This is a genomic window from Mucilaginibacter robiniae (genome assembly GCF_012849215.1).
GTDB classification, from domain to species: Bacteria; Bacteroidota; Bacteroidia; order Sphingobacteriales; family Sphingobacteriaceae; genus Mucilaginibacter; species Mucilaginibacter robiniae.
In genome coordinates this window covers 357,262-383,439 of record NZ_CP051682.1, presented here as the reverse complement: position 1 = coordinate 383,439, position 26,178 = coordinate 357,262, and the positions used below count along the sequence as shown (strand labels likewise).

At 39.9% G+C, this 26,178-nt stretch carries 29 protein-coding genes; 25 read left to right on the top strand and 4 right to left on the bottom strand.

Features of this window, described 5'->3' with window-relative positions; genetic code table 11:
- Positions 1-14 precede the first annotated feature (14 nt).
- Complete coding sequence (locus HH214_RS01790; RefSeq protein ID WP_169605708.1) at positions 15-530, top strand: GNAT family N-acetyltransferase; 516 nt, start codon at positions 15-17, stop codon at positions 528-530.
- A gap of 44 nt (positions 531-574) precedes the next feature.
- Here HH214_RS01790 and HH214_RS01785 read toward each other — a convergent pair whose 3' ends face one another.
- The 3 genes from HH214_RS01785 to HH214_RS01775 form a co-directional block, all read right to left on the bottom strand.
- Entirely contained in the window at positions 575-883 is a 309-nt protein-coding gene (locus HH214_RS01785) for a response regulator (protein WP_169605707.1), read from the bottom strand.
- A 4-nt stretch (positions 884-887) separates the two neighbouring features.
- Positions 888-1,607: a pirin family protein gene (locus HH214_RS01780; protein WP_169605706.1), complete on the bottom strand. Its 720-nt coding sequence runs from the start codon at positions 1,605-1,607 to the stop codon at positions 888-890.
- A 290-nt stretch (positions 1,608-1,897) separates the two neighbouring features.
- A complete protein-coding gene (locus HH214_RS01775) occupies positions 1,898-2,479 on the bottom strand; it encodes a Crp/Fnr family transcriptional regulator (RefSeq protein ID WP_169605705.1) in 582 nt (193 codons plus the stop codon).
- A 325-nt stretch (positions 2,480-2,804) separates the two neighbouring features.
- Here HH214_RS01775 and HH214_RS01770 point away from each other — a divergent pair, with 325 nt between their 5' ends.
- Together HH214_RS01770 and HH214_RS01765 are read left to right on the top strand one after the other, a co-directional pair.
- Entirely contained in the window at positions 2,805-3,176 is a 372-nt protein-coding gene (locus tag HH214_RS01770) for a response regulator (protein ID WP_169605704.1), read from the top strand.
- A 134-nt stretch (positions 3,177-3,310) separates the two neighbouring features.
- Positions 3,311-3,727, top strand: coding sequence for a BLUF domain-containing protein (locus HH214_RS01765; RefSeq protein ID WP_169605703.1), 417 nt, complete (start codon positions 3,311-3,313; stop codon positions 3,725-3,727).
- Between the two features lie 109 nt (positions 3,728-3,836).
- Here the strand turns inward: HH214_RS01765 and HH214_RS01760 are convergent, their stop codons facing one another.
- On the bottom strand, positions 3,837-4,121 hold the full coding sequence (locus HH214_RS01760) for a DUF3072 domain-containing protein (RefSeq protein WP_169605702.1): 285 nt from the start codon (positions 4,119-4,121) through the stop codon (positions 3,837-3,839).
- Between the two features lie 176 nt (positions 4,122-4,297).
- Between HH214_RS01760 and ubiE the strand changes: the two genes are divergently transcribed.
- The 22 genes from ubiE (at position 4,298) to HH214_RS01650 (ending at position 26,114) form a co-directional block, all read left to right on the top strand.
- Positions 4,298-5,029, top strand: a complete 732-nt coding sequence (gene ubiE, locus HH214_RS01755; protein ID WP_169605701.1) for a bifunctional demethylmenaquinone methyltransferase/2-methoxy-6-polyprenyl-1,4-benzoquinol methylase UbiE — start codon at positions 4,298-4,300, stop codon at positions 5,027-5,029.
- A 4-nt stretch (positions 5,030-5,033) separates the two neighbouring features.
- Positions 5,034-5,768 (top strand): type IX secretion/gliding motility protein PorT/SprT, encoded by a 735-nt coding sequence (porT, locus tag HH214_RS01750; RefSeq protein WP_449288822.1) that lies wholly within the window; start codon positions 5,034-5,036, stop codon positions 5,766-5,768.
- A gap of 111 nt (positions 5,769-5,879) precedes the next feature.
- Positions 5,880-6,644, top strand: coding sequence for an SDR family oxidoreductase (locus HH214_RS01745; protein WP_169605699.1), 765 nt, complete (start codon positions 5,880-5,882; stop codon positions 6,642-6,644).
- 108 nt (positions 6,645-6,752) lie between these two features.
- Positions 6,753-7,202 (top strand): GatB/YqeY domain-containing protein, encoded by a 450-nt coding sequence (locus HH214_RS01740; RefSeq protein WP_169605698.1) that lies wholly within the window; start codon positions 6,753-6,755, stop codon positions 7,200-7,202.
- A 127-nt stretch (positions 7,203-7,329) separates the two neighbouring features.
- A complete protein-coding gene (locus tag HH214_RS01735) occupies positions 7,330-8,097 on the top strand; it encodes an alpha/beta fold hydrolase (RefSeq protein ID WP_169605697.1) in 768 nt (255 codons plus the stop codon).
- Position 8,098: 1 nt separating this feature from the next.
- Positions 8,099-8,758, top strand: coding sequence for a CBS domain-containing protein (locus HH214_RS01730; RefSeq protein ID WP_169605696.1), 660 nt, complete (start codon positions 8,099-8,101; stop codon positions 8,756-8,758).
- Positions 8,759-8,763: 5 nt separating this feature from the next.
- The gene (locus HH214_RS01725; protein ID WP_169605695.1) at positions 8,764-9,642 is read left to right on the top strand and encodes an NAD kinase; all 879 of its coding nucleotides are present in this window, start codon (positions 8,764-8,766) and stop codon (positions 9,640-9,642) included.
- Between the two features lie 9 nt (positions 9,643-9,651).
- Positions 9,652-10,449: a type IX secretion system protein PorG gene (gene porG / locus HH214_RS01720; protein WP_169605694.1), complete on the top strand. Its 798-nt coding sequence runs from the start codon at positions 9,652-9,654 to the stop codon at positions 10,447-10,449.
- A gap of 140 nt (positions 10,450-10,589) precedes the next feature.
- A complete protein-coding gene (locus HH214_RS01715) occupies positions 10,590-11,114 on the top strand; it encodes an ExbD/TolR family protein (RefSeq protein ID WP_169605693.1) in 525 nt (174 codons plus the stop codon).
- Between the two features lie 301 nt (positions 11,115-11,415).
- Entirely contained in the window at positions 11,416-12,156 is a 741-nt protein-coding gene (locus HH214_RS01710) for an isoprenyl transferase (protein WP_169605692.1), read from the top strand.
- Positions 12,157-12,217: 61 nt separating this feature from the next.
- Positions 12,218-14,770: an outer membrane protein assembly factor BamA gene (gene bamA / locus HH214_RS01705; RefSeq protein ID WP_169605691.1), complete on the top strand. Its 2,553-nt coding sequence runs from the start codon at positions 12,218-12,220 to the stop codon at positions 14,768-14,770.
- A gap of 9 nt (positions 14,771-14,779) precedes the next feature.
- Positions 14,780-15,310 carry an OmpH family outer membrane protein gene (locus tag HH214_RS01700; protein ID WP_169605690.1) on the top strand — a complete coding sequence of 177 codons (531 nt, stop codon included), beginning with the start codon at positions 14,780-14,782 and terminating at the stop codon, positions 15,308-15,310.
- 53 nt (positions 15,311-15,363) lie between these two features.
- Positions 15,364-15,876 (top strand): OmpH family outer membrane protein, encoded by a 513-nt coding sequence (locus HH214_RS01695; protein ID WP_169605689.1) that lies wholly within the window; start codon positions 15,364-15,366, stop codon positions 15,874-15,876.
- Between the two features lie 66 nt (positions 15,877-15,942).
- Positions 15,943-16,773 carry a glutamate racemase gene (murI, locus tag HH214_RS01690; protein ID WP_169605688.1) on the top strand — a complete coding sequence of 277 codons (831 nt, stop codon included), beginning with the start codon at positions 15,943-15,945 and terminating at the stop codon, positions 16,771-16,773.
- 139 nt (positions 16,774-16,912) lie between these two features.
- Positions 16,913-17,983, top strand: a complete 1,071-nt coding sequence (nuoH, locus tag HH214_RS01685) for an NADH-quinone oxidoreductase subunit NuoH (protein ID WP_169605687.1) — start codon at positions 16,913-16,915, stop codon at positions 17,981-17,983.
- A gap of 139 nt (positions 17,984-18,122) precedes the next feature.
- Complete coding sequence (locus HH214_RS01680) at positions 18,123-18,656, top strand: 4Fe-4S binding protein (protein ID WP_248282263.1); 534 nt, start codon at positions 18,123-18,125, stop codon at positions 18,654-18,656.
- Positions 18,653-19,201, top strand: coding sequence for an NADH-quinone oxidoreductase subunit J family protein (locus tag HH214_RS01675; RefSeq protein ID WP_169605685.1), 549 nt, complete (start codon positions 18,653-18,655; stop codon positions 19,199-19,201). Before HH214_RS01680 ends, HH214_RS01675 begins: the two co-directional genes overlap by 4 nt.
- Positions 19,198-19,503 carry an NADH-quinone oxidoreductase subunit NuoK gene (gene nuoK, locus HH214_RS01670; protein WP_169605684.1) on the top strand — a complete coding sequence of 102 codons (306 nt, stop codon included), beginning with the start codon at positions 19,198-19,200 and terminating at the stop codon, positions 19,501-19,503. Before HH214_RS01675 ends, nuoK begins: the two co-directional genes overlap by 4 nt.
- 16 nt (positions 19,504-19,519) lie before the next feature.
- On the top strand, positions 19,520-21,577 hold the full coding sequence (locus HH214_RS01665; RefSeq protein ID WP_248282181.1) for an NADH-quinone oxidoreductase subunit 5 family protein: 2,058 nt from the start codon (positions 19,520-19,522) through the stop codon (positions 21,575-21,577).
- Positions 21,578-21,582: 5 nt separating this feature from the next.
- Entirely contained in the window at positions 21,583-23,181 is a 1,599-nt protein-coding gene (locus tag HH214_RS01660) for a complex I subunit 4 family protein (protein ID WP_169605683.1), read from the top strand.
- 3 nt (positions 23,182-23,184) lie between these two features.
- Entirely contained in the window at positions 23,185-24,681 is a 1,497-nt protein-coding gene (locus tag HH214_RS01655) for an NADH-quinone oxidoreductase subunit N (RefSeq protein ID WP_169605682.1), read from the top strand.
- Between the two features lie 113 nt (positions 24,682-24,794).
- Positions 24,795-26,114 carry an ammonium transporter gene (locus HH214_RS01650; protein WP_169605681.1) on the top strand — a complete coding sequence of 440 codons (1,320 nt, stop codon included), beginning with the start codon at positions 24,795-24,797 and terminating at the stop codon, positions 26,112-26,114.
- The last annotated feature ends 64 nt before the right edge of the window (positions 26,115-26,178 follow it).

Below are 26,178 nucleotides of genomic sequence, written 5' to 3'. Positions count from 1 at the left end.
AATAAAAACACACTATGCCTATTATACCCGCACAAATTGCCGATGTGCCCGAAATTGCCGCTTTAGTAAACAGTGCTTACCGTGGTGAAACTTCCAAACAAGGGTGGACCAGTGAAAGCCATTTGTTGGACGGTATCCGTATTGATGAAGAAGAGTTGAAAAGTTACTTCGCGCAATCGCACATTACCATGCTAAAATGTGTAAGTGATACCGGAGAAATTATTGGTAGCGCTTACCTGGAGAAAGTGAAAGATGACAAGCTCTACTTGGGCATGCTAACGGTAAAACCTACATTGCAGGCACAAGGCGTGGGTAAGCAGCTACTAACCGCAACTGAAGATTATGCACGCCAGCATGGTTGCACCACTATTAAAATATCAGTTATTACTACCCGGAAAGAATTAATTGCCTGGTACGAAAGGCATGGCTATAAAGCTGCAGGCCAGTTGCTGCCTTTCCCAACCGATACCCGATTTGGCATACCCAAAACAACTATCGAGTTAATGGTGATGGAAAAACCCGTAGGCTAACAAAAAAGGCTATTATCAACCTATAGTTGCAATAGCCTTTTTTGTTACTGCTTATTTTTTAAGGCTTCGTAAATTTCAGCTGTTAACAAGCCGCTGCCACCGCCATAATGCTGTACAATCAAAGTATTAGGCCGATGGTCAATAAAGTAAGCACGTAAGTCATTTTCTTCAGTTTTGTCAATACCACTGCTTAATAATACTAAATCAAATACCTCGTGGTTGAAAAGCTGAATAGCTTCGGCATTAGTTAATGCGCCTACGCCGTGCCATTCCGGGTTGTTATTAATCAGCCTCACTACAGTTTCTAAAATTTGTTCATGGCGGCCTACTACCAAAATTTCTGTTTTATTCATACGGTTAAAATATCATAGGTACTTCCATTAATAAAAGCTCAGCATCACTATCGGCTATAATGTCGAGTTTATATACACCCCAAACACCTAAACCATCGCGAGTGTTTAGTTGCTGGTTATTTATGGTTACATCACCTTTCAAAATAAAAGCATATACTCCACTATTGCTGTCGCCTTTTAAGATGTACTCCGTACTGAAACCTTTATCAATCTTACCCATGTGAAACCATGCATTTTGGTAAATCCAGATGCCTTCATCTTCTTGATTAGGCGATAATACTTGCTGCAAACGATTATGCCTGTCTTCCAGATTCAAAGTTAGTTGATCATAGCGAGGCTCTACATTCTTTTGATTGGGGTAAATCCATATTTGCAAAAATTTAACTTGCTCACCATGGTTCTGATTTTTCTCACTGTGGTAAATGCCGGTTCCGGCGCTCATAGCTTGTATATCGCCTTTTTTAATTACGGCAGTATTGCCCATGCTGTCCTGGTGCTCCAAATTGCCCTCTAATGGAATCGAGATGATTTCCATATTATCATGTGGGTGCTTCCCAAAGCCCATACCGCCACTTACGGTATCATCATTCAATACACGTAGCGCGCCAAAGTGCATACGGTCGGGGTTATAATAATTTGCAAAGCTAAAGGTATGATAGCTGTCCAGCCAACCATGATTAGCATGACCGCGGGTACCAGCTTTATGTAAAACGAAGTTTGCCATAGCGTTGATGTGTTAATACCACAAAAGTACCGTAGCCTTAGTAGCCAGAAGTTAATGTAGGTTAAGAAATGATTTGGTGAATGGGGGGGACAGAATAGGAAATGGTGTGTAGCGAATTGATTGATGGGTTGAACGCAGAATATGCAGAATATTTAGATACCCAGAAATAACTAACAAAAATAAAAACCAACCAAGTCAATTGTACATTAACCATTAACCATTAACCATTAACCATTAACCATTAACCATTAACCATTAACCATTAACCATTAACCATTAACCATTAACCATTAACCAAACTCCTTCTTCATTTTGCTGAAAAATTCAGGCGTAACGCCAATATAAGCGGCAATTTGTTTTTGGGGTAAATGATGAATAAGGGTGGGATAGCGTTGGCAAAAACGGGCATAACGTTCGCTAGCTGTGAGGCTCAAGTTATCAATTAAACGTTGCTGATAGGCAATCAATGATTTTTCGGTCAAAATGCGGAAAAAGCGTTCAAATTTGGGTACTTGCAAGTAAAGTTGTTCTTGATCGTACTTAGATAATAGCCATACTTCGGTATCTTCTAAAGCTTCAATATTCAAGCTACCCGGCTGTTGAGTGAGTAAGCTATACATATCAGCCATCCACCAATCAGATGGCGCAAAACTTAGTACATGTTCAAAGCCGTTACGGTCTAGTGTATAGCCCCGCAAGCAACCACCGGTTACAAACGCCGAATACCGGCAAGTTTCTCCTTGTTGCAGTAAAAAGTGTTTGCGCTTAAACTTTTTCTGAACCAGCATTTGGCTAAAGCAAGCAGTTTCATCTGGGGTAAGTGATAAGTGTTTACCTACGTTAGCCATTATGAGTTGGTGTGCTGCATCCATGCCCGAAAGATAGATTACCTAAAATCAAAAACAACAAAGTTGTTCAAAAAAATGGGAAAAAAATTGAGTCTAAGTGTGTTATTTACACAACAACTTATGTATTATAAAGCACAAATTTTCTTGTGGGTAAATTAAAGCAATTAAATAAAAGAGGAAATTATAGCTTGTGGTTTTTTTATTTAACTTAACGGTTTGATTATGAGGGAAAAGGTGCTTATTTAATAACAGTTTTGAAAGCTGAGTGATGGTTTTGATTAGCATGGATTAACCATCGGTTAATAGGTTGGCATTTTTATTGTAATTTGCATGTTGTAACACGTAGGGTATGAGTAATAAGATACTGGTAATTGATGATAACAAGTTTATATTGGATTTAGTATCCTATATACTGGACAACAATGGCTATCAGGTAGAAGTATTTAACAAGGCAGAAGGTGTGTTGGATCATATTGAGACCAGCCATCCACGTTTAGTTATTTTAGATGTAGGCCTACCTGATGCCGATGGGCGCGATTTGTGCCGCCAAATTAAGCAATCAGCTAAATCGAATAATATACCTGTGGTGATGTGTTCCGGCCGCTCGGATGTTCGAGAATGTTTGAACCAACAAGGAGCTCCCGATGCTATATTGGCCAAACCATTTGATATAAACCAACTGATGCAGGTAGTAATGGAGAAGCTATCGGCAGCAGCCTGATAACTATTTTACTAAAATAAAAAAAGCCTGTAAAGTTTATCTTGAGTAAACTTTACAGGCTTTTTTTATTTAATTGATTAGCGGTATAAACCTCAACAATTTTTTGGTATATCTTTGTCACTAATATTATGCCGATGAAACAACTTGTCTATATCAGTTCTGCCTGTAAATTAATGAATGAAGATGAATTACTGGATATTTTAACAGTAAGTCGCAGAAATAACAACAGCCGAAATTTAACAGGTATGTTGTTGTATGGCGAAGGTACCTTTATACAGGTGCTGGAAGGTGAGCCAGAAATACTGGAGCAAACTTATGATGTTATTAAACAGGATCTGCGACACAAGAATATTATAAAAATGATGGAAAGTACTATTACCGAACGTAACTTTCCTGAATGGGCAATGGGGTTTAAATCAGTAAATGCCGAAGAGTTGTCGGAATTTAGAGGATATGTAGATCCAACCCGATCAGATTTTTTGCATGAAGATAATGTAACTGCGATAATTGGTATGCTTAAAACATTTGTAAGCACCAACCGGATGATTTAAGCTGAGGCTTATTATTCATGATATTTCAGCAATAGTCCTTTAAAACAATAAATAAAAAAGAGAGCCTTAACACAGTTGTATTAAGGCTCTCTTTTTTAAGAGGAGAGTATTAATCGTTGTCAACGCCACGACCAGTTTTATGCTGCAATTCGTCAATCTTTTTTGATGCGTCAGCTTTATTCAGGCTTTCATCAAGTGGCTCATCAGCTTCTTCCGAAAGGGTTTTTAAATAGGAATGCTGTGCTCCAGTCATAGGTTCTTTTCCGGTGGTCCAATCATCCGGATCTTTTACCGTGTTTGAACCTTTAATTTCGTTGTCACTGTTTTGTGAGTTGTTTTTATTATCGTCTTCAAACAAATCTCCTGTTTGATCTGAATTATTTTTAGTTGCCATAATGAATTACTTTTTGCTAATAAACTTAGTAAATAGCAATTTGTTTGCCAAAGCTGAATAAATATTAAAAAAGATAAACAAGTTGTCAGTCGGAGAGATACCATGGTGTTGCCAGTAGGGATTCTGCAATGTTAGTTAGCTATTGAATAAAAGCAAAATATGTATCTTTGAACCTAATGAGTAAAGTTGTTACGCCCTACCAAGATAAGCAAGCCACTAAAAAGCAGCAGGTGGCCGATATGTTTAACAACATATCTAAAACTTACGATTTTTTAAATCATTTCTTATCGTTGGGCATTGATATCATCTGGCGTAAAATTGCTATTAATGAACTAAAAACAGTTCGGCCCAAGCACATACTCGATGTAGCTACCGGTACAGGAGATTTTGCTTTTGAAGCTTTATCTATCCTGAAGCCAGAAAAAATTACGGGAGTAGATATATCGCAGGGGATGCTGGATATTGCCCAGCAAAAAATCAATAAGCGTAAGTTAAACGAAAAGTTTGAAGTAAAGCTGGGCGATTCGGAACAGTTGCCGTTTGCTGCCAGTACTTTTGATGCTGTAACGGTTGCTTACGGCGTGCGTAACTTTGAAAATCTGGAAGCTGGTTTGGCTGATATGCTGCGTGTAACAAAACCGGGTGGTAAAGTCGTAATACTGGAGTTTTCAAAGCCTAAAGGTTTTCCAATAAAGCAATTGTATAACTTTTATTTTAATTATATTACGCCAGGTATAGGTAAGCTGTTTTCGAAAGATGCACGAGCGTACACCTATCTGCCAGAGTCAGTTGCTGCTTTCCCGGATGGTAAAGATTTTACAGCGCTGATGAGCAAGGTAGGGTTCAGCCAAACTAAAAGCCGGCCTTTAGCTTTTGGCATCTGTTCGGTATATACCGGTATAAAATAAGTTTATGATTAAACGTTTAGGGCTTTTAGCAAGCTTTATATTGTGTAGTAATATATTGATGGCACAAGTGCAAGCCTGGGGAGGTGGGGCCGATCAAAATGATCTGAGTTTCGGCTTTAGCTTTCAGTATGTTATGCAGGACTATAAAATTGTTAAAAAGCCTGACTGGCGCAACCCGTACCCTGATCCCGATCATCCTGGAAATTACCTGACCAGTCCGCTAACCAGTATCAGCTCTAAATCGGTGCCCGGCTTTGCGGTAGGTTTTATAACCCGTTACCGTATTAGCGAACATTTGGAAGTACGTACCACGCCTTCGCTGGTTTTTGCCGATCGGGAGCTGGACTATACTTTTGAGAATACTACGCAGAATGATAAACGGCTGATATCAAGCACAACCATGGATGTGCCTTTGCTGTTAAAACTTAAGGCTGACCGGCTTGGTAATTTCAGACCCTATTTGGTAGGGGGAGCTAAATACTCGTTTGCTATTGGCGGTAAAAGTAAGCAGGATGCCAACGATGATTTGTTACAAAAAAGAGTAAAAAATATTCGGGGTTTCGCTTCATACGAAGCAGGTATCGGCTGTGATATCTACTTTGATTATTTTAAAATGTCTCCCGAAATTAAGGTAGCCAATTCATTTGGTAACGTACTGGTGCCAGAAAATCATCCTTTTGCTGAACCCATCAGTAAACTCTTTCTGCATAGCCTGATGTTTAGTTTGCACTTTGAGTAGATTAAGTAGCTGATGCTATGGCTGAAATGAGGTAAGTTACTTTACCTGGAGCCGTACAAGGGCCCGAGTTAAAAATTAAAACATAACTTTGCCGCCAATAGTTATTCACCTATGTCGAAAACCGCATTAATTACAGGTGCCACCGCGGGTATTGGTAAGGCCTGTGCCGAACTTTTTGCCCGTCAGGGCTACAATCTCATTTTAACCGGCCGCCGTCAGGATCGGCTGGAGCAACTGGCCGAGCAGTTAAACAACAGCTATAATATACGTATAGCAGTTGCTGCATTTGATATACGCCGCCAGGAAGAGGTTACTCATCATCTGGAAAGTTTACCTGCCGAATGGAAACAGGTAGATGTTTTAGTTAACAATGCTGGTTTAAGCCAAGGGTTGGATCCTATACAAAATGGTAACTATGCCGATTGGGACACCATGATTGATACCAATATCAAAGGCTTGCTGTACGCCAGTAAAATAGTTTCTAACTGGATGATTGCGCAGGGGCATGGTCATATTGTCAACCTGGGTTCTATAGCGGGTAAAAATGTTTATGCGAATGGTAACGTATATTGTGCAACTAAAGCAGCAGTTGATGCGTTAAGCCAAGGTATGCGCATAGATTTGTTATCACATAACATTAAAGTAACTGCCATACACCCTGGTGCTGTTGAAACCGAATTTTCGGAAGTACGCTTTAAAGGCGACAAAGAACGCGCTAAAAAGGTGTACGAAGGCTTTACACCATTATCGGCAGAAGATGTAGCCGATACCATCTGGTTTGTGGCTTCACGTCCGGCACATGTAAATATTAATGATTTGGTTTTAATGCCAACTGCTCAGGCTAACGCCACCACATTCAATAAGAAAACAAGTTAGTTATTGCGTTGCTAAATTGCTGGTAGTAAACCGATAACTCTCCAGTGCGTGTAGTTTAACTACCAGCTAACTGTTAACACAATTACTCAACAATATTTAACCAAACATATGTCACTCATAACGAAAATAGATCAAGATATTAAACAAGCCATGTTGGGTAAGCAAGAAGTTAAGCTACGCGGATTGCGGGCTATTAAGTCTGCTTTGCTGCTGGCCCGTACTGAAAAAGGTGCTTCAGAAGAAATAAGTGAAGAAACTGAAACCCGTGTGTTGCAAAAGCTGGTAAAGCAACGTAAAGAATCTGCCGACATTTACCAGGCACAAAACCGGCCTGATTTGTACCAGATTGAGGCTGACGAAATGGAGGTAATTGAAAGCTACTTGCCTAAACAAATGGATCGTAGCGAAATTGAAACTTACCTGAAAGAGTTAATTGGTAGGGTAGGTGCAACCTCGGTAAAAGATATGGGGAAAGTAATGGGTACAGCTAATAAAGAACTTGCCGGAAAAGCTGATGGGAAAACTATCTCAGAAGTGGTGAAACAATTATTAGCTTAATTTAATTCATTACCTATTGTAACTCATTACCAAAAAACTAATTTTATAGCCGGAAAAGCCTTGTTTTATACTAAAATTAAAAATGGTATAAAGCAGGGATTTAAACCTAAACAGCTTTTATACTTATATGAATTTTGCGCTTAAAGAAGAAAAGGGTTTTATCTACATCGAAGAAGGTCAGGGTGAAGTATTATTACTGTTGCACGGCCTGATGGGCGCTTTAAGCAATTGGGAACAGGTAATTGAAGAGTTTAAAAATGAGTATCGTGTTATCATTCCTATACTTCCCATCTATGATTTGCCGTTATTAACTACCGGGGTAAAAACTTTAACTAAGTATGTACACCGCTTTGTAAGGCATAAAGGTTTAAGTAATATTACTTTGTTAGGTAATTCATTAGGAGGGCATGTGGCTTTAATTTATTGTTTGTCACATCCTCAGTTGGTTAAAACTTTAGTACTTACCGGTAGTTCAGGATTGTATGAAAATGCGTTTGGGGGTTCGTTCCCGCGGCGCGAGAGTTATGATTTTGTGAAGGAAAAGGTTGAATATACTTTTTATGATCCTAAAACCGCTACCAAAGATTTGGTAGATGAAGTTTTTATTACCATTAATGATCGTAATAAGGTAGTGCGCATATTAGCTATGGCAAAATCAGCCATTCGGCACAATATGAATAAGGAACTGCACAAAATAAAGATACCAGTTGGACTAATTTGGGGCAGGAATGATAAAATTACTCCGCCAGAAGTAGCGGTTGAATTTAATGAACTATTGCCTGACTCGGAGCTGTACTGGATTGACCAGTGCGGACATGCACCCATGATGGAGCAGCCCGAAGAATTTAACCGATACCTGAAAACATTTTTAGAAAACACTAAACTGAAAGTATAGTATGTATGCCACTGAGATAGCCACTGATACAATACCGCCCGTAAGTACTGCGGATACTCTGCAAAAGGCCATTGACCGTATGCTGGAGTTTCGTATCAGGCATCTGCCTGTGGTAAATGAACAGCAGTTTATAGGTTTGCTGGCCGATAGCGATATTATGGAGTCTGATCATAGTTTGCCGGTAAGTTCATTACCGCAGCTCATGATTAACTCGTTTGTATATGAAGAGCAGCATGTGTATGATGTGATTCGTATGTTTTATGAGCATAAACTAACAGTAGTACCCGTGCTAAGCTCATCAAAAGCTTACATAGGTTTAATCGCGCTCAATAACATGAACGATTATTTTGCCACTATTACTGCGGTTACTGATCCGGGTGGCATTATTGTACTCGAGATTAATAACAAAGACAATTCCATGTCGCATATGGCGCAAATAGTGGAGTCAGATAATGCCCAGATATTGAGCTCATACGTGCGTAGCTTTCCGGATTCTACCCGTACTGAGGTTACTTTAAAATTGAACAAACCGGATATTCATACCATTAATGCCGCATTTTTGCGTTACGGCTATGATGTAAAAGCAGTATTTAACTATACTGATGATAATGATGATTCACAAGATCGTTATGATTCGTTTATGCATTACCTGAATATGTAGCCGTGATGAATATTGCAGTATACGGCAGGCAGTTTAATGATTCGGCATTACCTTTTGCTCAGCAGGTATTTGATAGCCTGGCTCAGCATCAGGTGGGGATATTTGTACATTGCCGTTTGCATGAATTTTTGACCGCCAAAACCATCAATACCAATTATCAGCTACTGGATGAAAATGTACCACTTAAAGGGCACATTGATGTGCTGATTACTTTAGGTGGCGATGGTACGATGCTGGATATTGTAACGCTGATTCGGGATACAGGCATACCCGTAATCGGTATTAACTTTGGTAGGTTAGGTTTTTTAGCCAGTGTAAATAAAAGTGATATTGCTGCAGCCATTAATGCTGTAGTAAACCGGCAGTTTACGTTAGAGGCACGCGAGCTCATCCGCATTGATTCTGCATCATCTGTATTCGGTGCCGATAACTTTGCATTGAATGATATTACTTTTCACAAGCGTGATGATGCAGCCATGATTACCATGCACGCCTATCTGAACGATGAATTTCTGAATTCATATTGGGGAGATGGAATTATCATTTCTACTTCAACCGGGTCAACTGCGTACTCATTGAGCTGCGGTGGGCCTATCATTTTCCCAAAATCTAACGCATTGGTGGTTACACCCGTATCGCCGCACAACTTAAATGTGCGCCCGATTGTATTGCCCGATAACAGTAAACTAAGCTTTGAAGTAGAAACTCGCAGTGCTAACTATTTGATTTCATGTGATTCACGTACGGCCGTAATTGAGAATAACATGAAGTTTGATATTTGTAAAGCCGATTTTCAGCTCAACTTAATCAGACTTAATAACGAAAGTTATCTGAATACATTAAGAAACAAATTATTGTGGGGATTAGATGCCCGCAATTATTAAATTTGTTAAATGCCCGCAAGAATAATTGTAATCCTGATTTTCTTATGTTGTGTTGTTAGTAAAGTGCAAGCCCAGAGTTGGGAACTTGGCGTTACTATGGGGGGCGCTGGTTACCTAGGTGATCTAAACCAACGCAATCCGCTAAAGGTAAGCGGATTGGCAACCGGCGCATTCCTGAAAAGAAACTTCAACGGCTATTTTTCTGCCAAAGCAAGTTACATGCATGCCCAGATAGAAGGGGCAGATAGCACATCAAAGTATGAACAGTTTCGTAACCGTAACTTAAGCTTTGCTACACCATTGAATGAAGTAGCTTTAACTGGTGAATTTAACTTTCTGGAATACATACCCAGCATTAGTAAAAACTTATTTACGCCCTTTATATACGCTGGTGTAGGTGCAGTAAAATATAATCCTCAGGCAACTTACCAAGGCGTAGTTTATGACTTAAGGCCACTTACTACCGAAGGGCAAAGCAAACCTTACCGCCAAACTGCTGTCACATTACCTTTTGGTGTGGGCATTAAGTATAATGTAGCTGGCCGCTTAAACCTGATAGCCGATTTGGGGTATCGTAGTGCACGTACAGATTATATTGACGATGTAAGTGGTTTGTATGCTGATAAATCTGTATTTAGCAATCCGGTAGCTGCTGCGCTTTCCGATCGTTCGGGTGAGCGTTTAGGGTATAACATCGGTGCTGCAGGTTCACAACGTGGCGATTTACGTAAGCATGATACTTATTGGTTTTTAGGTTTTACCATATCCTATACCTTCATTACGGAAAAATGTTATTATGAAAAGTAGGTATACTAGAATATTATACTTTTGAAAATTATAATTCAAAATTTAGTTTGGTTAACTTACCTTAATTGAAAACCTAGTTTTGTTTATTTGTGTTAAATAGTTAGTTGTTTCAATTATTTAACCTTCTAAACTTTACTGCTATGGTCGAGCTTAACACTGCTCCTCAAAATGCGAATGGTAAGCCATTACGCAAAAAAGCTAATCTGCGAGTTGATTTAACTGCAATGGTAGATTTAGCATTTCTTCTAGTCACCTTTTTTATGTTAACTACCACTTTATCCAAGCCTCATGCTATGGATTTGGCTATGCCGGTTAAGGATCCTGTTGGTGAACCCATAGGCGAAAGCCGAACGGTTACCTTATGTTTAGGTAAAAACAACAAAGTTTTGGTTTATCAGGGAATGGCGGATAAACCTTTGGGTAATCCCGAAATTACCGATTATAGCAAAGCAGGATTGCGTAAAGTGTTATTACAAGTCAAACAAAACATATATGCCCAAACTGGAAAAAGCATGGTGGTTTTAGTTAAGCCCAGTGATAAATCGGTTTATGGCAATTTGGTAGATGTGTTGGATGAACTGCATATTACACAAATACCCAGCTACGCCGTTGAAGATATTACAGCAGTCGATATTAACCTGCTTAAAAAGCGCATGGCTTATTAAGCTATAAAGTTACTGGTTCCGGTTAACAGCTTTGCTTAAATGGCAAGGCTGTTTTTGTTGGTATTAACCTGAGCCATATCATACAAGAGCATTTTCTTTTTGTTTGCATATAATAAAAAAATCAAAGTATAGTTTTACCTTTGTACCCTGAAAAATTGGGGTTTAAGTAGAGGTAAGCTTGCTTTTAGTCCTGATAGTTTTCGTAGCAATAACATAAAATAAGTAATAGTAGTGCCGTGCAGGCATTAAGCTTAAACAAACTTGGCTGTGCAAAAAAGCCGGGTTTGTAATTATCAATATCATGGGGTATAAAGATCAGATTGATTTATCAAAGTTGCCTGAGCACATCGCTATCATTATGGATGGTAATGGCCGTTGGGCCAAAGGCAAAGGTAAATTAAGAATATTCGGGCATCACAATGGCGTTGTATCTGTACGTGATGTAGTAGAAGGCGCCGGTGAATTGGGTGTTAAATATCTTACACTTTATACCTTTTCGGCCGAAAACTGGAATAGGCCCAGCTTTGAAGTTACTGCTATTATGGAGTTGCTGGTAAGCACAATTAATAAAGAGATTGCCAAGCTGATGAAAAATAACGTGAGGCTTAATGCAATTGGTGATTTAAACCAACTGCCAGGTAAATGCCACAAAGAGTTGATGGGGGCTATTGACAAAACATCAGCCAACACCGGTTTGGTGCTTACTTTAGCTTTAAGCTACAGCTCACGCCGTGAAATTGCTCAGGCTGCACAAAACATAGCATTTAAGGTAAAAAGCGGTGAGTTACAACCTGAAGACGTTACCGAACAAGTGTTTTCAGAAAACTTGTACACCAAGAACATGCCTGACCCTGAACTGCTTATCAGAACCAGTGGTGAATATCGCATTAGTAATTACCTGCTGTGGCAAATTGCCTATGCGGAACTTTATTTTACTGATAAACTTTGGCCTGATTTCCGGCGCGATGATTTATATGAAGCCATTCTGGACTATCAAAAAAGAGAACGTCGCTTCGGAAAAACCAGTGAACAGGTTAACTAATTTTTCTTTTAACAAATTTTAACAACTGTATAAGCTACTTTTAGCCCACTAAAATATTCGGATGAATAAACTATTATTTGCTGTTCTGTTTTCCTTTATAAGTACTGCAGCCTTAGCTCAAATTATCGGCGGTAGGCAAGGTGTCAATAGAGCAGCCATACCTGCTGACAGCTTGAGCTATCTCAATCCTAAAGATTATACTATTGGTGGCATTACAGTAACAGGCACCAAGTATCTGGATAAAGATGTATTAATACAGATAGCTAAAATCAACAAAGGTGACAGAATAAGTCTGCCAGGCGAAGCTTCGGCCAATGTTCTAAAGAACTTGTGGGCCCAAGGTTTGTTTGATGATGTGCAGTTATATGTATCAAAGATTAACTTGGATACTGTATATCTGGAAATAAGCGTACAAGAGCGCCCGCGCTTGTCTCGTTTGCATTTAACCGGTATTCGTAAAGGCGAAATTGAAGATTTGCAAAAAAAGCTGAATGATAAAACCGGGAAAATTGTAAATGAAAACGTGCTGACCAGCACCACCACAATCATCAAAAAGTTTTTTAATGATAAAGGCTTTTTAAATACTACGGTTGATATTAAAGAACGAAAAGATCCGGGAGATGCGAATAGCGTTATTCTGGATGTGGCTATTGATAAAAAACAAAAAGTAAAAGTTAACGAGATTGTTTTTGAGGGTAACAAGGATTTAAAATCACGCGAGTTGCGTAAGTTTTTGCCTAAAACCCGTCAAAGAAAGTTTTATAATATTTTTGGTTCTAAAAAGTTCAAGCGCGACCAGTACGAAGAAGACAAACAAACACTGGTTGAAAAAATGCAAGCCAAAGGTTACCGTGATGCAGCCATTTTGAGCGATTCGGTATGGAAGCATGATGAGCAAACTGTAAATGTTAAAATTAAAGTTTACGAAGGCCATAAATACTACTTTGGTAAAATCACCTGGTCTGGCAATGCACGTTACCCAGCAACAACACTGGATAAAATATTACAGATTAAAAAAGGAGATGTATTTAGTGAAGAAGAGCTAAGCAAACGTTTAGATGGTGGTACACCTGACGGACAGGATGTGAACTCTATTTACTTAGATAACGGTTACCTTACTTACCATGCCGATGCGGTACAAACCCGTGTGTATAATGATACCGTTGATTTAGATATTCGTATTTATGAAGGTGCGCAATATACTATTAACCGCATTATCATTAAAGGTAACGAAGTAACTAACGAGAACGTCATCAGACGTGAGTTAGCTACTAAGCCGGGACAGAAATTTTCAAAGCAGGCTATTGTACGCAGTACCCGTCAAATTACCCAATTAGGTAACTTTGATGAGCAGAAAATTGAGCCTAAACCAACCAACATTAACCAACAAGACGGAACAGTAGATATTATCTACAACGTAGTTGAAAAACCTTCCGATCAGATTGAGCTTTCTGGTGGTTTTGGTGGTGGCCAGCTGGTAGGTACTTTAGGCTTAACGTTTAATAACTTCTCTATCCGCAACATCTTTAACGGTAAAGCTTACCGCCCACTACCTAAAGGTGATGGTGAAAAGCTGAGTTTGCGTGGTCAGGCCAACGGTAAAAACTACCAGAACTTTTCGTTCACGTTTTCAGAACCTTGGTTAGGTGGTAAAAAGCCGATCTTCTTCAGCTTATCAGCTTATACGCAGTTAAGTTCAACCGGTCAGTTTTATGCTAAATCAGATTATCGCTATAATTACTTACGTATTAATGGTATCGGTGTAACTTTAGGTAAGCGTTTGCACTGGCCTGATGATTACTTCCAGTTGAACTACTCGTTGAACTTTGACCACTACAAACTGGATAACTATACCGGTTACCTGTTTACTAACGGTACCTCATTCAATATCAAGTTAACTCAGGAGTTAAGCCGTAACTCATTAGATGCACCTATTTATCCAACAAGTGGTTCAAATATCCGTTTTACAATACAAGTTACGCCTCCATATTCTTTGTTCAACAATACAAACTATACTATTGCTACACCAGAAGATCGCTACCATTTTGTTGAATATCATAAATGGAAATTTGATGCGCAATGGTTTACCCGTATTGCCGGTAAACTGGTGTTGATGTCACAAACCCGCTTTGGTTTCTTGGGTAGCTATAACAAGGCAGTAGGGCAATCACCGTTCGAGCGTTTTAAACTGGGTGGTGATGGTATGGCTACTTATCAGTTTTTACAAGGTAGCGAGATTGTCGGTTTAAGAGGTTACCAAAACTTCTCTATTATCCCGGTTGGTAAAAACTACAGTACTGATACTAACCCAGGTAGCCCGATATATAGCAAGTACACTATGGAGTTGCGTTATCCGGTTATCCAATCACAGTCAGCAACTATCTTTATGCTTACCTTTGCTGAAGGTGGTAACACCTGGGATAGCTTCCGCGATTATAATCCATTTAACATCCGTCGTTCGGTGGGTGTGGGTGCTAGGATATTTTTACCTATATTTGGTCTGCTGGGCTTGGATTATGGTTATGGATTTGATAAAATACCTGGCATCCCGGATGCTAATAAAGGTCAATTCCACTTCTCAATTTCACAAAGCTTGAACGGCGGATTTAATTAATAAATTTGTATGAAGAAGATACTGTTTACATTAACATTTACGTTATTAGGCTTAACAGGTGCATGGGCACAACGTTTCGCCTATGTTGATTCAGAGTATATATTGAAACATATGCCTGAATATGTATCATCACAAAAACAGTTAAGTGCTTTATCAGACCAATGGCAAAAAGAGGTGGATGGCCGGTTTCAGGAAATTGACCGTTTGTATAAAGCCTATCAGGCTGATCAGGTTTTACTAACTGGTGATATGAAAAAACGCCGTGAGGCAGAAATTATTGACAAGGAAAAAGCTGCTAAAGATTTTCAACGTCAAAAGTTCGGACCCGATGGTGAGCTGACTCAACGCAGCACCGCTTTAGTTAAACCTATACAAGATAAAGTAGCGAAAGCTGTGCAGGCCGAAGCCGAAAGCGAAAACCTGGACATGATTTTTGATAAAAACAGCGAAGTTATTATGTTGTATGTTAACCCGCGTTATAACAAAAGTGATGCTGTAATTACCAGATTAGGTTTGAAACCTGGTGCACTTGCTAAGTAATAAAACTATTAAAATAAAATAAACGCTTAAAAACAAAGAACAACAGAACAAAAATGAAACAATTATTTAAAGTTGCTTTAGTTGCCGGATGCATGTTACTGGCGGGAAGTTTTGCCAAAGCACAAACTAAAGTTGCCTACATTGATTTTGGTGCGGTAATGGAACAAATGCCACAAGCCAAAACCATAAACACGCAAATAACTGCTTACCAAAAAACCTTTACTGATCAGTTACAAACTATGCAAAATGAGTTGCAAACCAAAAATGCAGCTTATGAAAAAAGCAGAGCAAGCATGACTGATGCCGCACGTACCGTATCTGAAGGCGAGTTGCAAGATTTGTACAAACGCTTACAGGATTCAAATAATAGCTTTAACCAACAGGTACAAGCTAAAAGCGCTGAGTTGATTAAACCATTAAGCGACCAAGTACGTACTGCTATTACTACTGTTGCTAAAGAAAAAGGTTATAACTACGTGTTAGATTCAGGTCAAACTGCATTAATCGTATCGCCTCCAAGTGATGATTTAATGCCAGCTGTAAAATTGAAATTAGGTATCAAATAATACAGTAAACACATTATTTTACCGGAAAGCGAGAGCAGTGCTCTCGCTTTCGTTATTTTTGCCTGTATGCAATCTCATCATCCTATTGGTATTTTTGATTCAGGCATAGGTGGGTTAACTGTTGCTCGCTCCATTATTGAGCAGTTACCCGGTTATGATTATATCTATTTGGGTGATAATAGCCGTGCACCTTATGGAAACCGATCTTTTCAAACTATTCATCAATATACTTGGGAGTGTGTGGAATGGTTATTTAAACAAGGCTGCCCATTAATTATTCTAGCTTGTAATACGGCCTCAGCAAAAGCTTTGCGTACCATACAGCAGGTGGATATGCCGGGTAAGTATGCTGATCAAAGAGTGCTGGGGGTTATCAGGCCAACAGCTGAGGTAATTGGTGATTATTCAACATCAAAAGAAATTGGTGTATTGGGCACTACCGGAACCGTGCAATCACAATCGTACGTGATTGAAATTGAAAAGTTTTTTCCGGAGTTAAAGGTGTACCAGCAAGATTGTCCGTTATGGGTACCTCTAATTGAAAGTGGTGAGTATACCCAGCCAGGGGCTGATTACTTTATCAAAATGTACCTAGACAAAATGCTGTCACAATCTGCTAAAATTGATACTTTACTGCTTGCCTGCACACACTACCCATTGTTGCAAAGCAAAATTCAATCGTTCCTTCCCGAAAATATAACTGTGGTATCACAAGGTGATATTGTAGCTAAAAGTTTGACTAACTACTTACAGCGCCACCCGGAAATAGAAACTAAATTAACTCAAAAAGGCAATTGCCAATTTTTTACAACAACTGATGACACGGCAGATTTTGACCGGCACGCTTCTACGTTTTTTGCCGCTCCCGTTACATCTGCTTATGTGCACATACCTTAATTATTTATTCACGTATTTCAAAGCTTGTGCTTTGTTTATATTAATGCTCAAAGGTGCAGGTTGTTTAGAATTAATATAAGTAACAATCCGGTTTCTAAACAGAATTAGCTAAGTTTGCATCAGTATAGCTAATTAGGTTTTGAGTTTATTAATTACAGATATTATTGTGGCCGTTGGGCTATTTGCTTTTGCAGCATTATTTGCCTTGGTTGGCGTATATGCTGAACGCAAAATATCTGCTTATATTCAAGATCGGTTAGGGCCAACAGAAACGGGCAAGTACGGTAGTTTACAAACCCTGGCTGATATCATGAAAATGATACAAAAAGAAATTATAACTCCTGCTGCTGCCGACAAATGGTTGTTTGCGCTGGCACCTGTTATCATCTTTGTTACCGTATATCTGGGTTTTGCGGTCCTGCCTTGGGCGCCCGGGCTGGTTCCAGCTAAAATCAATCTTGGTTTGTACTACTTTTTTGCCATCATATCCATAGAAACCTTGGGCATACTTATGGCAGGTTGGGGTTCTAATAATAAGTATTCTATTTTAGGAGCCATGCGATCTGCAGCACAAATTATCTCTTATGAAATTCCGGCAGGCTTTGCCTTGATTTCTGTAGTGATGATTGCTCAAACATTGGATTTACAGCAAATATCGGCTCAGCAAGGTATCTTGTCTTCAGAGTCTGTTAAGTTTTTAGGCTACTGGAATGTGAAAGCTAATGGCGGTATTTTAGCTTGGAATATTTTCAGGGCTCCACATCTGATTATTGCATTTGTTATTTATTTTATTGCTTCATTAGCCGAAAGTAACCGGGCACCGTTTGACATTCCGGAAGCGGAATCAGAACTGGTAGCTGGCTTTCATACTGAATATTCAGGTACCCGATTTGCCTTGATGTTTTTGGCCGAATATTCTATGATGTTTTTGGTATCCATGCTAGCTGTGTTGCTGTTTTTAGGTGCCTGGAATACACCATTTCCAAATATTGCTTCGCTTAAGTTAGCCACGTGGACTACCGGAACTGCTTGGGGAATAGGCTGGACTTTAGTAAAAACATTAGCTTTGGTAGGTGTGCAAATGTGGATACGCTGGACTTTGCCCCGCCTTCGGGTAGATCAGCTGATGAACTTGTGCTGGAAAGTACTAACCCCACTGGCTTTTATCTGCATGATTATATCTGGTATTTGGCGAGTATGGGTAATGTAGTTTGAAGATTAGTGAGTTGAATATTGGCAAGGAGTAGGTTAAGTTAGATAGAGTAATCTTTAATTCTGATTAAGAAAAATTGTTAGTTAATCGTACATATAACGCTTTTGTAACAGCTTGGAAAGGTTTAGTACTTACCATAAAGCACTTGTTTGCGCCTAATCGTAAGCGGGAGGTGTTGCCGGTAACTTCTGATAATTACTTTAAAAAGCTGAATGAAGGTACCAATACTATTCAATTTCCTAAACAGCAATTACCTATACCCGAAGTTGGCCGATACCAGCTGGATGTAGAAATTGACGATTGTATTGTATGTGATTTATGTGCCAAAGCCTGCCCGGTAGATTGTATTAATATTGAATCTATCAAGGCGAGTGAAGCTATTGGAAAAACATCTGATGGTAGTGTGAAGCGGTTGTATGCTGCTAAGTTTGATATTGATATGGCCAAGTGCATGTATTGTGGCTTGTGCACAGTAGTATGCCCAACCGAGTGTATTACTATGACTAATCAGTACGACCGTAGTGTATATCAGCTAGGTGAATTAACTTACCAGTTTTCAGAGATGGCGCCCGAAGAAGTCGCTCTGAAAAAGCAGGAGTTTGAAAAACAACAAGCTGAACGTTTAGCTGCCAAGCAAGCGGCTTTGAAAGCAAAGGAGGGGGGAGCATGAGCTTTGTAACTATAGTGTTCTACCTGATGGCTTTTATAGCTTTGGCTTCTGCGTTATATGTTGCTGCTAGTAAAAATCTGGTACGTTCGGTATTTATGTTTTTTGTAACCTTGTTTGCTCTAGCAGGTTTGTATGTATTATCCTTAGCTGATTTTGTTGCAGTTACCCAGGTGGTTGTATATGTAGGCGGCATCTTGGTACTTATCTTATTTGCCTTCATGTTGTCTGGTCGTGAAACACTGGGCGGTTTACAACAAGTGAAAAACCGTTTGTTAGCGGTTAACCAAGTGCCTGCTTTAGTATTAGCTATAGCGTTCTTCGCAGTATTAATAACCATTGTATTTAAGGCTAACGTTAATCATTTGAATTGGCTGCAATTAGCCGTTGCGCAACATAACGTAATTACCCCAGAAATAATCACTATTAATAATTTGGGTGTAAACCTGATGACTAATTATCTGCTGCCTTTTGAAGCTATATCTATACTGTTGTTAATGGCGCTTGTAGGTGCTGCTCACTTAGCTCGGAAGGAGGACGTGGTATGATTACTTTAACCCATTACATGGTAGTTAGTGCTGCCTTATTTTGCATTGGCTTGTATGTCATACTATCTAAAAAGAACGCCGTGCAGATATTAATAGGTATCGAGCTGATGCTGAATGCTGCTATCCTGAACCTGGTAGCCTTTAGTCGTTTTGATAAGGTGAACAACAGTGGGCAGAGTTTCGCTTTGTTCACTATTGTATTAGCAGCTGCCTCAACAGCTGTGGCATTGGCCATTGTATTAAATGTGTACCGGCGCTACAAAACTATTGATCCGGGGAAAGTTAACCAGTTGAAGGATTAAATTAAATATCATCAATTTGACTACACCCTTACCAAATATTGATACACAAACTATTTACTATACGCTTGCTGCGGTGGTGCTGCCATTTGCTGCCTTTTTCATCAACTTTATACTTCCGGTAAAAGGTAAACTGGCAGGTTGGGTTTCAACTTTGGCTATACTGTTAAGCTGTATCTTAGCCATAACCGTTTTCAGCAGAGTATGGAACGTGAGTCAGCTACATGTACAAACTGTATGGTTTACCATGGGCAGTACACCAGTTTATGCTGGCTTGTTAGTTAATAATCTATCTGTTTTGTTGTTATCATTGATAACCATAATTGCCTTACCGGTACATATTTACTCTACTGCCTATATTAAGGTTGATGAGCAGCAGCGCTATTTCAGGTTCCTGAGTTTATTTTGTTTTAGCATGCTGGCTTTGGTAGTGGTAGATAGCTTAATATTGTTTTATGCCTTTTGGGAGTTAGTCGGCTTTTCATCATACCTGCTTATTGGTTTTTGGTTTACGCGCGATAAAGCCGTTCAGGCTAACAAGAAAGCCTTTATCATGAACCGCATTGGTGATGTGGGCTTATTAACGGCTATCATCATCCTGTTTACTCAATTTCATACTTTTGATTTGGTGCAACTTTTTGGCAGCAATGGCTTGGTGATAAAATCATTATTGCAAAATGGTGTTTGGCAATCACCATTGGGGCAATTACCAGCAGTGTGGCAATACATAGCTTGTGCCGGTATTTTTTTGGCAGTAGCAGCTAAGTCCGCCCAGTTTCCATTACATACCTGGTTGCCTGATGCTATGGAAGGTCCAACTTCAGTGTCAGCCTTAATTCATGCAGCTACCATGGTTGCTGCTGGTGTTTTTTTGTTGGGCCGGGTTTATCCGTTATTTAATGGGGCAGAGTTAGATGCTTTAGCAATAATAGGTTGCTTTACCGCATTTATGGCAGCAACCATTGCGCTTACGCAAAATGATTTAAAGCGCATACTGGCTTACTCTACCATATCGCAGTTAGGGTACATGATTATGGCTATGGGCATTCATGCTTATGGTTCTTCGCTGTTTCATTTGGTTACACATGCCTTTTTTAAATGCTTGCTGTTTTTATGTGCCGGCGTTATCATTCATGAAGTGCAGCATATTAAGGATGAGTATAATTTAGATATTGATCCGCAAAGCATACTCAACATGGGTGGGCTGCGCAAAAAGTTACCTATAACTTTCGTGTGCACTATTGTGGGCTGCTTGGCTTTGGTAGGTTTACCACTCACTTCGGGTTACCTCTCAAAAGATGGCATTCTGATACAAGCTTTTGAGTGGGCTGATAGCCGAAGTTTCTGCTTCAAGTTAGTACCTTGGGGAATTATGCTGACCAGTTGCCTAACGGCTTTCTATGTAGCGAGGTTGATATTTAAAGTGTTTTTCGGCGAGTTTAAATTAAAGCAAGTACTGCCCGATATACACTTGCACATTAGTGATGGAGGCTGGCAGTATCGTGTTCCATTAATGCTGCTGGCTGTTTGCTGTATTTTTCCTTGGTTTTCGCTGCATCCTTTACTGTACGAACATGCCTGGCTATTTAAAGGATTAAACTTGCCCGATTACCAAGCCCGCGAAAACGTGTATCATACCATTATTCCGGCGGGAATAAACTTGTTAAGTGTGTTGGTTGTTTACTGGGCTTTTGCCGTATACATTCAACAACGTAAACTGGTGTTTCCGCAACATAACTTCTTGTTCAGGCTGTCCTATCATCACTGGTATATCGATGTTTTTTATCAAAAAGTAATCGTAAAAGCCGTAGTGCTTTTAGGTAAGGCTTTGTTCTGGCTGGACAGGAATGTGATTGATGGCTTGATTGATTTGCTTACCGGAGTTGTAGGTCTGCTTTCAAAAATTGCCGCCTGGGTTGACCGTTACCTGGTGGATGGTACATTGCACCTGATTGCCCTGCTGGTACAAGCTATCGGGAATTTCTTTCGAGGTTTTCAAAGTGGCCGCATTCAATATTACCTGTTTAGTATGCTGGCAGTATTGCTCGCTGTATTTATTATCAAACTACTGATCTGAACCTGATGAATATTCTATCCTTACTGATTTTTGTTCCTGCATTATTTGGACTGCTTATTCTGGTGCTGCCATCATCATTACGGGGTAGTTATAAGTATATAGCATTGGCCGCTACATTGGTACAAATCGGTTTAAGTATATGGTTGTATATGCATTTCCAAACTGGTGCAGCCCACGCCGGTATCAATCAGGAAAATCAGTTTCAATTCGTACAGAAAGTTCCATGGATCCATCTGGATTTAGGCGGTGCTGGCCAAATGCAAATTGATTATTTTATAGGGATAGATGGTATGTCGATTGCCTTATTGGTGATGTCATCTATCGTAATGGCTGTAGCTGCGTTGGCTTCGTGGGAAATTACAGCTAATGCTAAAGGCTACTTTGCCTTGTTTTTGCTGTTAGACATGGCCGTAATGGGTGTATTCTGTGCCTTGGACTTTTTCCTATTTTATCTTTTTTACGAGCTAATGCTTTTGCCGCTATACTTCTTAATTGGTATGTGGGGCGGAGTTCGGCGCGAATATGCAGCAATCAAGTTCTTCTTGTACACCTTGTTTGGCTCTGTATTTATGTTGTTGGTCATGGTAGGCTTATATCTGTCGGTTACTGATCCGGCTACGGGTAGTCATACCTTTAATATTGTACAGATGATGAACCCTGGTAATTATCAAGCAGGTTCAATATTCTCTGCACTGAGTCATCAAACCTTGTTCGGCTTGCCAGCCAGGGTAGTGGGTTTTGCAGTGTTATTTGTTGCATTTGCTATTAAAGTACCGGTAGTGCCTTTACATACCTGGTTGCCTGATGCACACGTTGAAGCGCCAACACCGGTATCAATTATTCTGGCTGGTGTGTTGTTGAAGATAGGAGGGTATGGCATAATTCGTATCTGTATGGGAATTTTCCCTGAGGTAGCTTTATCTGGGGCTTACTGGTTAGGCTTACTAGGCGTTATTTCTATTTTGTATGGAGCCTTGAATGCATTGGCGCAGCGCGATTTGAAAAGATTGATTGCTTATTCATCCGTATCGCACATGGGTTTTGTATTGTTAGGCTTGGCTTCACAAACGCCCGAAGGTATTAGCGGTGCCATGATGCAAATGGTGAGCCATGGTTTTTTATCATCCATGCTGTTCTTTTTAGTGGGAGTTATTTACAGTCGGGTACATGATCGGGATGTTTACCACTTTAGTGGATTAGCTACCATAATGCCTCAATATACTACGTATGTAATGATTGCCTTTTTCGCCTCTTTAGGTTTACCGGGCTTTTCAGCATTCGTAGCCGAAGCATTTACGCTGATGGGTGCATTTAAATCGATAGCAATACCACATTGGATGGCGGTTTGTGGTTCCATAGGTATATTATTGAGCGCTGCTTACTTTTTATGGACTTTGCAACGCATGTTTTTTGGCAAAGTGCTATTAAAAGGTGGTGACGTTTGGAAACAAGCTTTAAGCGGATTGCTGATTCGTGAAAAGTTAGTACTGTTACCGTTAGCCTTACTGGCCTTGGTATTAGGTATCATGCCATCTTTGGTGTTGGATAAAATTAACGATTCAGTGTTGGCTTTTGTGGATTTTACCAAACAGATTATCAGATAAAGCATGAACGATTTGTTGCCTTATATACACCAGCAACTAAATGATACCTTAGGGAGCTTGCTGCTGTTTAAGCCGGAGTTATGCCTGAGTATATTGTTTTTGCTGGTACTGGTTACTGATTTACTTTTTGCTAAAACATCCGATTGGTTGTGCCGGGCAGTAGCTTGTGGTGGCTTGCTGTTGGTGTTGGTTGCCGATTGGGGCCAATATCCCGTACTGTTGCATGATGCTCCTTTACTTTTTAATGGAAGCTTGATTGTTCATCACAGTGCTGTAGTACTGAAGTTGATTATAGATTTTATATCAATTTTGATATTGCTGTATTTTCCGTGGGACAGAAACTTGCATGCGCATCGTAAAGGGCTTTCGGATGCTTATTCTATTATTATCGCCTCAGTTTTAGGCTTACACCTGATGGTAATGTCGGCTACGTTGCTGACTATGTTTTTGTCTGTAGAAATGGTATCTATAGCTTCATATCTGCTGGTAGCTTACAAGAGTGAAAACGGTTTCAGTGCCGAAGCTAGTTTAAAATATGTGTTGTTTGGTATGGCGGCTTCAGCTGTTATGCTGTACGGCATTTCGCTATTCTATGGCTTTACAGGCACCATCAATTTGTTCGACCGGTACTTGATTATGCGCCTGAGGGATGTAGATGCAACCAGTATGGCTTTTGCTTTAATACTGATTTTGGCGGGAATTGGTTTTAAACTCTCATTTGTACCCTTGCACTTCTGGGTGCCTGATGTTTATCAGGGAGCCGCTACACCAGTTACAGCTTATCTGTCAACCCTGCCTAAAATTGCTGCCTTTGGTTTACTGATTAACTTTTTAACTCCATTTACCAGTCCGCATTGGCAGGCGCTTGATTTTAAGTTACTACTTTCTGTGATCGGTGTTGTTTCCTTAATTGCAGGTAACTTTGCAGCGGTATGGCAGCAAAATGTGAAACGTTTGTTGGCTTACTCCAGCATAGGGCATACCGGCTTTGCTTTGATGGCTATTGTTACCTTTACGGCGCAAGGTATAACCGCGTTAAATTTTTACCTAGCTGTTTATTCTATAGCCAGCATAGGTACTTTAGCATTGGCTACCTTCTTTACCAACACTACAGGGGCACATACGCTGGAAGATTATAGCGGATTAGGTACCCGATACCCCATAGCTTCAGTGTGCTTTGTTGTTTTGCTAATTTCGTTAACCGGCTTACCAGTTACGGCTGGTTTCAATGCCAAGCTACTGGTGTTTTCGTCAGTTTATTCGCAATATCAGCAAAGTCATAATTTATGGTTGCTTTTGTTGTTGCTGACTGGTGCGGTTACTACAGTGGTTGCTTTGGTGTATTATATTAAAGTTCCGTTGTATTTGTTCCTGAGAAAAACAGATAAAAGCCACGAAACACCACATGGACAAACTTTTTTAATAGTTTTAAGTGTTTTAGCTGCTTTGTTTGTGCTGTTTTTTGGTGTATTTCCTTCTTATTTAGCGCAATGGATGTAATAAATTAGCGATAATTGAAAATATGCTAAGTTTTAGCTCTTGCATTTTTGAAATTATCAATGATATTAGTAGTTTCATGCCTGAATTGAATTACATCAGGTCGAATAGTATTTATGAAGCGATTTATACCCTTTTTAGTTTTAATTGTTGTTTTAATCCTGTCGTTTGTTTTTCCCTCTATTGAAATAAGCCAAGTTACCGGTACCCATTTTGACTCTGGCGATATTGCCTGGATGCTGATATCCGTTGCTCTGGTATTAATCATGACTCCTGGTCTGGCCTTCTTTTATGGCGGTATGGTTAACAAAAAGAATGTGATTTCAACCATGCTGCAAAGTTTAATCAGTATGGTTATCATCACAGTAATGTGGGTAGTTTTCGGTTTTAGCCTAGCCTTTGGTAAATCAATTGGCGGCTTTATCGGCAATCCTTCAACTTATTTCATGATGAAAGGCATGCTGGGGAGCGCTGTATGGCCGGGTGCTACAACTATACCGCTGGTATTATTTGCGATGTACCAGTTAAAGTTTGCCATCATTACACCAGCTTTGTTTACCGGGGCTTTTGCCGAACGTATTCGTTTTAACTCTTACCTGATATTTTTGATACTGTTTTCCATTTTTATCTATTCACCATTGGCACATTGTACCTGGCACCCTAATGGTTACTTAGCTAAAATGGGTGTGCTGGATTTTGCCGGTGGTACCGTAGTGCATATGTCGGCAGGGTGGGCTGCACTGGCTTCAGCGTTATATTTAAAACGCCGGCATGAAGCTAACCATGCACCTGCTCGTATTACTTACGTAATTATTGGTACAGGCTTGCTTTGGTTTGGCTGGTTCGGGTTCAACGCGGGTTCGGCATTAAGTGCGTCGCCTTTGGCGGCAACAGCTTTAGCTACTACCACTACAGCTGCATCAGCCGCTGGTTTAGCCTGGGTGTTTTTTGATATGATGCGTGGCCGTAAACCCTCAGCTATGGGTACCTGTATAGGTGCTGTTGTTGGTTTGGTAGCCATTACTCCGGCAGCTGGTTATGTGTCTATACCGCACTCACTGGCTATTGGTATTATATCAGCTGTTGTAAGTAATTTAGTAGTGGAGCTGCGTACTCGTACCTCTATTGATGATACGCTAGACGTATTTCCATGTCATGGTGTTGGCGGTATGGTAGGTATGCTGCTTACCGGTGTTTTTGCTCACCACAACGTAAACCCTTTGGTAAATGCTGATGGTAAAAGCGGTAATGGCTTGGTTTTCGGTGATACACACTTGTTTATTGTACAACTAACCGCTTTGGTAATGGTATCTGTTTTTGCCTTTTTCGGTTCGTTACTGTTATTAAAAATTACCGATATGATTTCGCCTTTACGTGTAAGTATGGAAGATGAAACCGTAGGTTTAGATATTAGCCAGCATGGCGAAAAGCTATAAAGATTTTTTACCCTGTTTTAAAACTATTGTTCTGAAAACCCGGCTCCCTTAGCCGGGTTTTTGC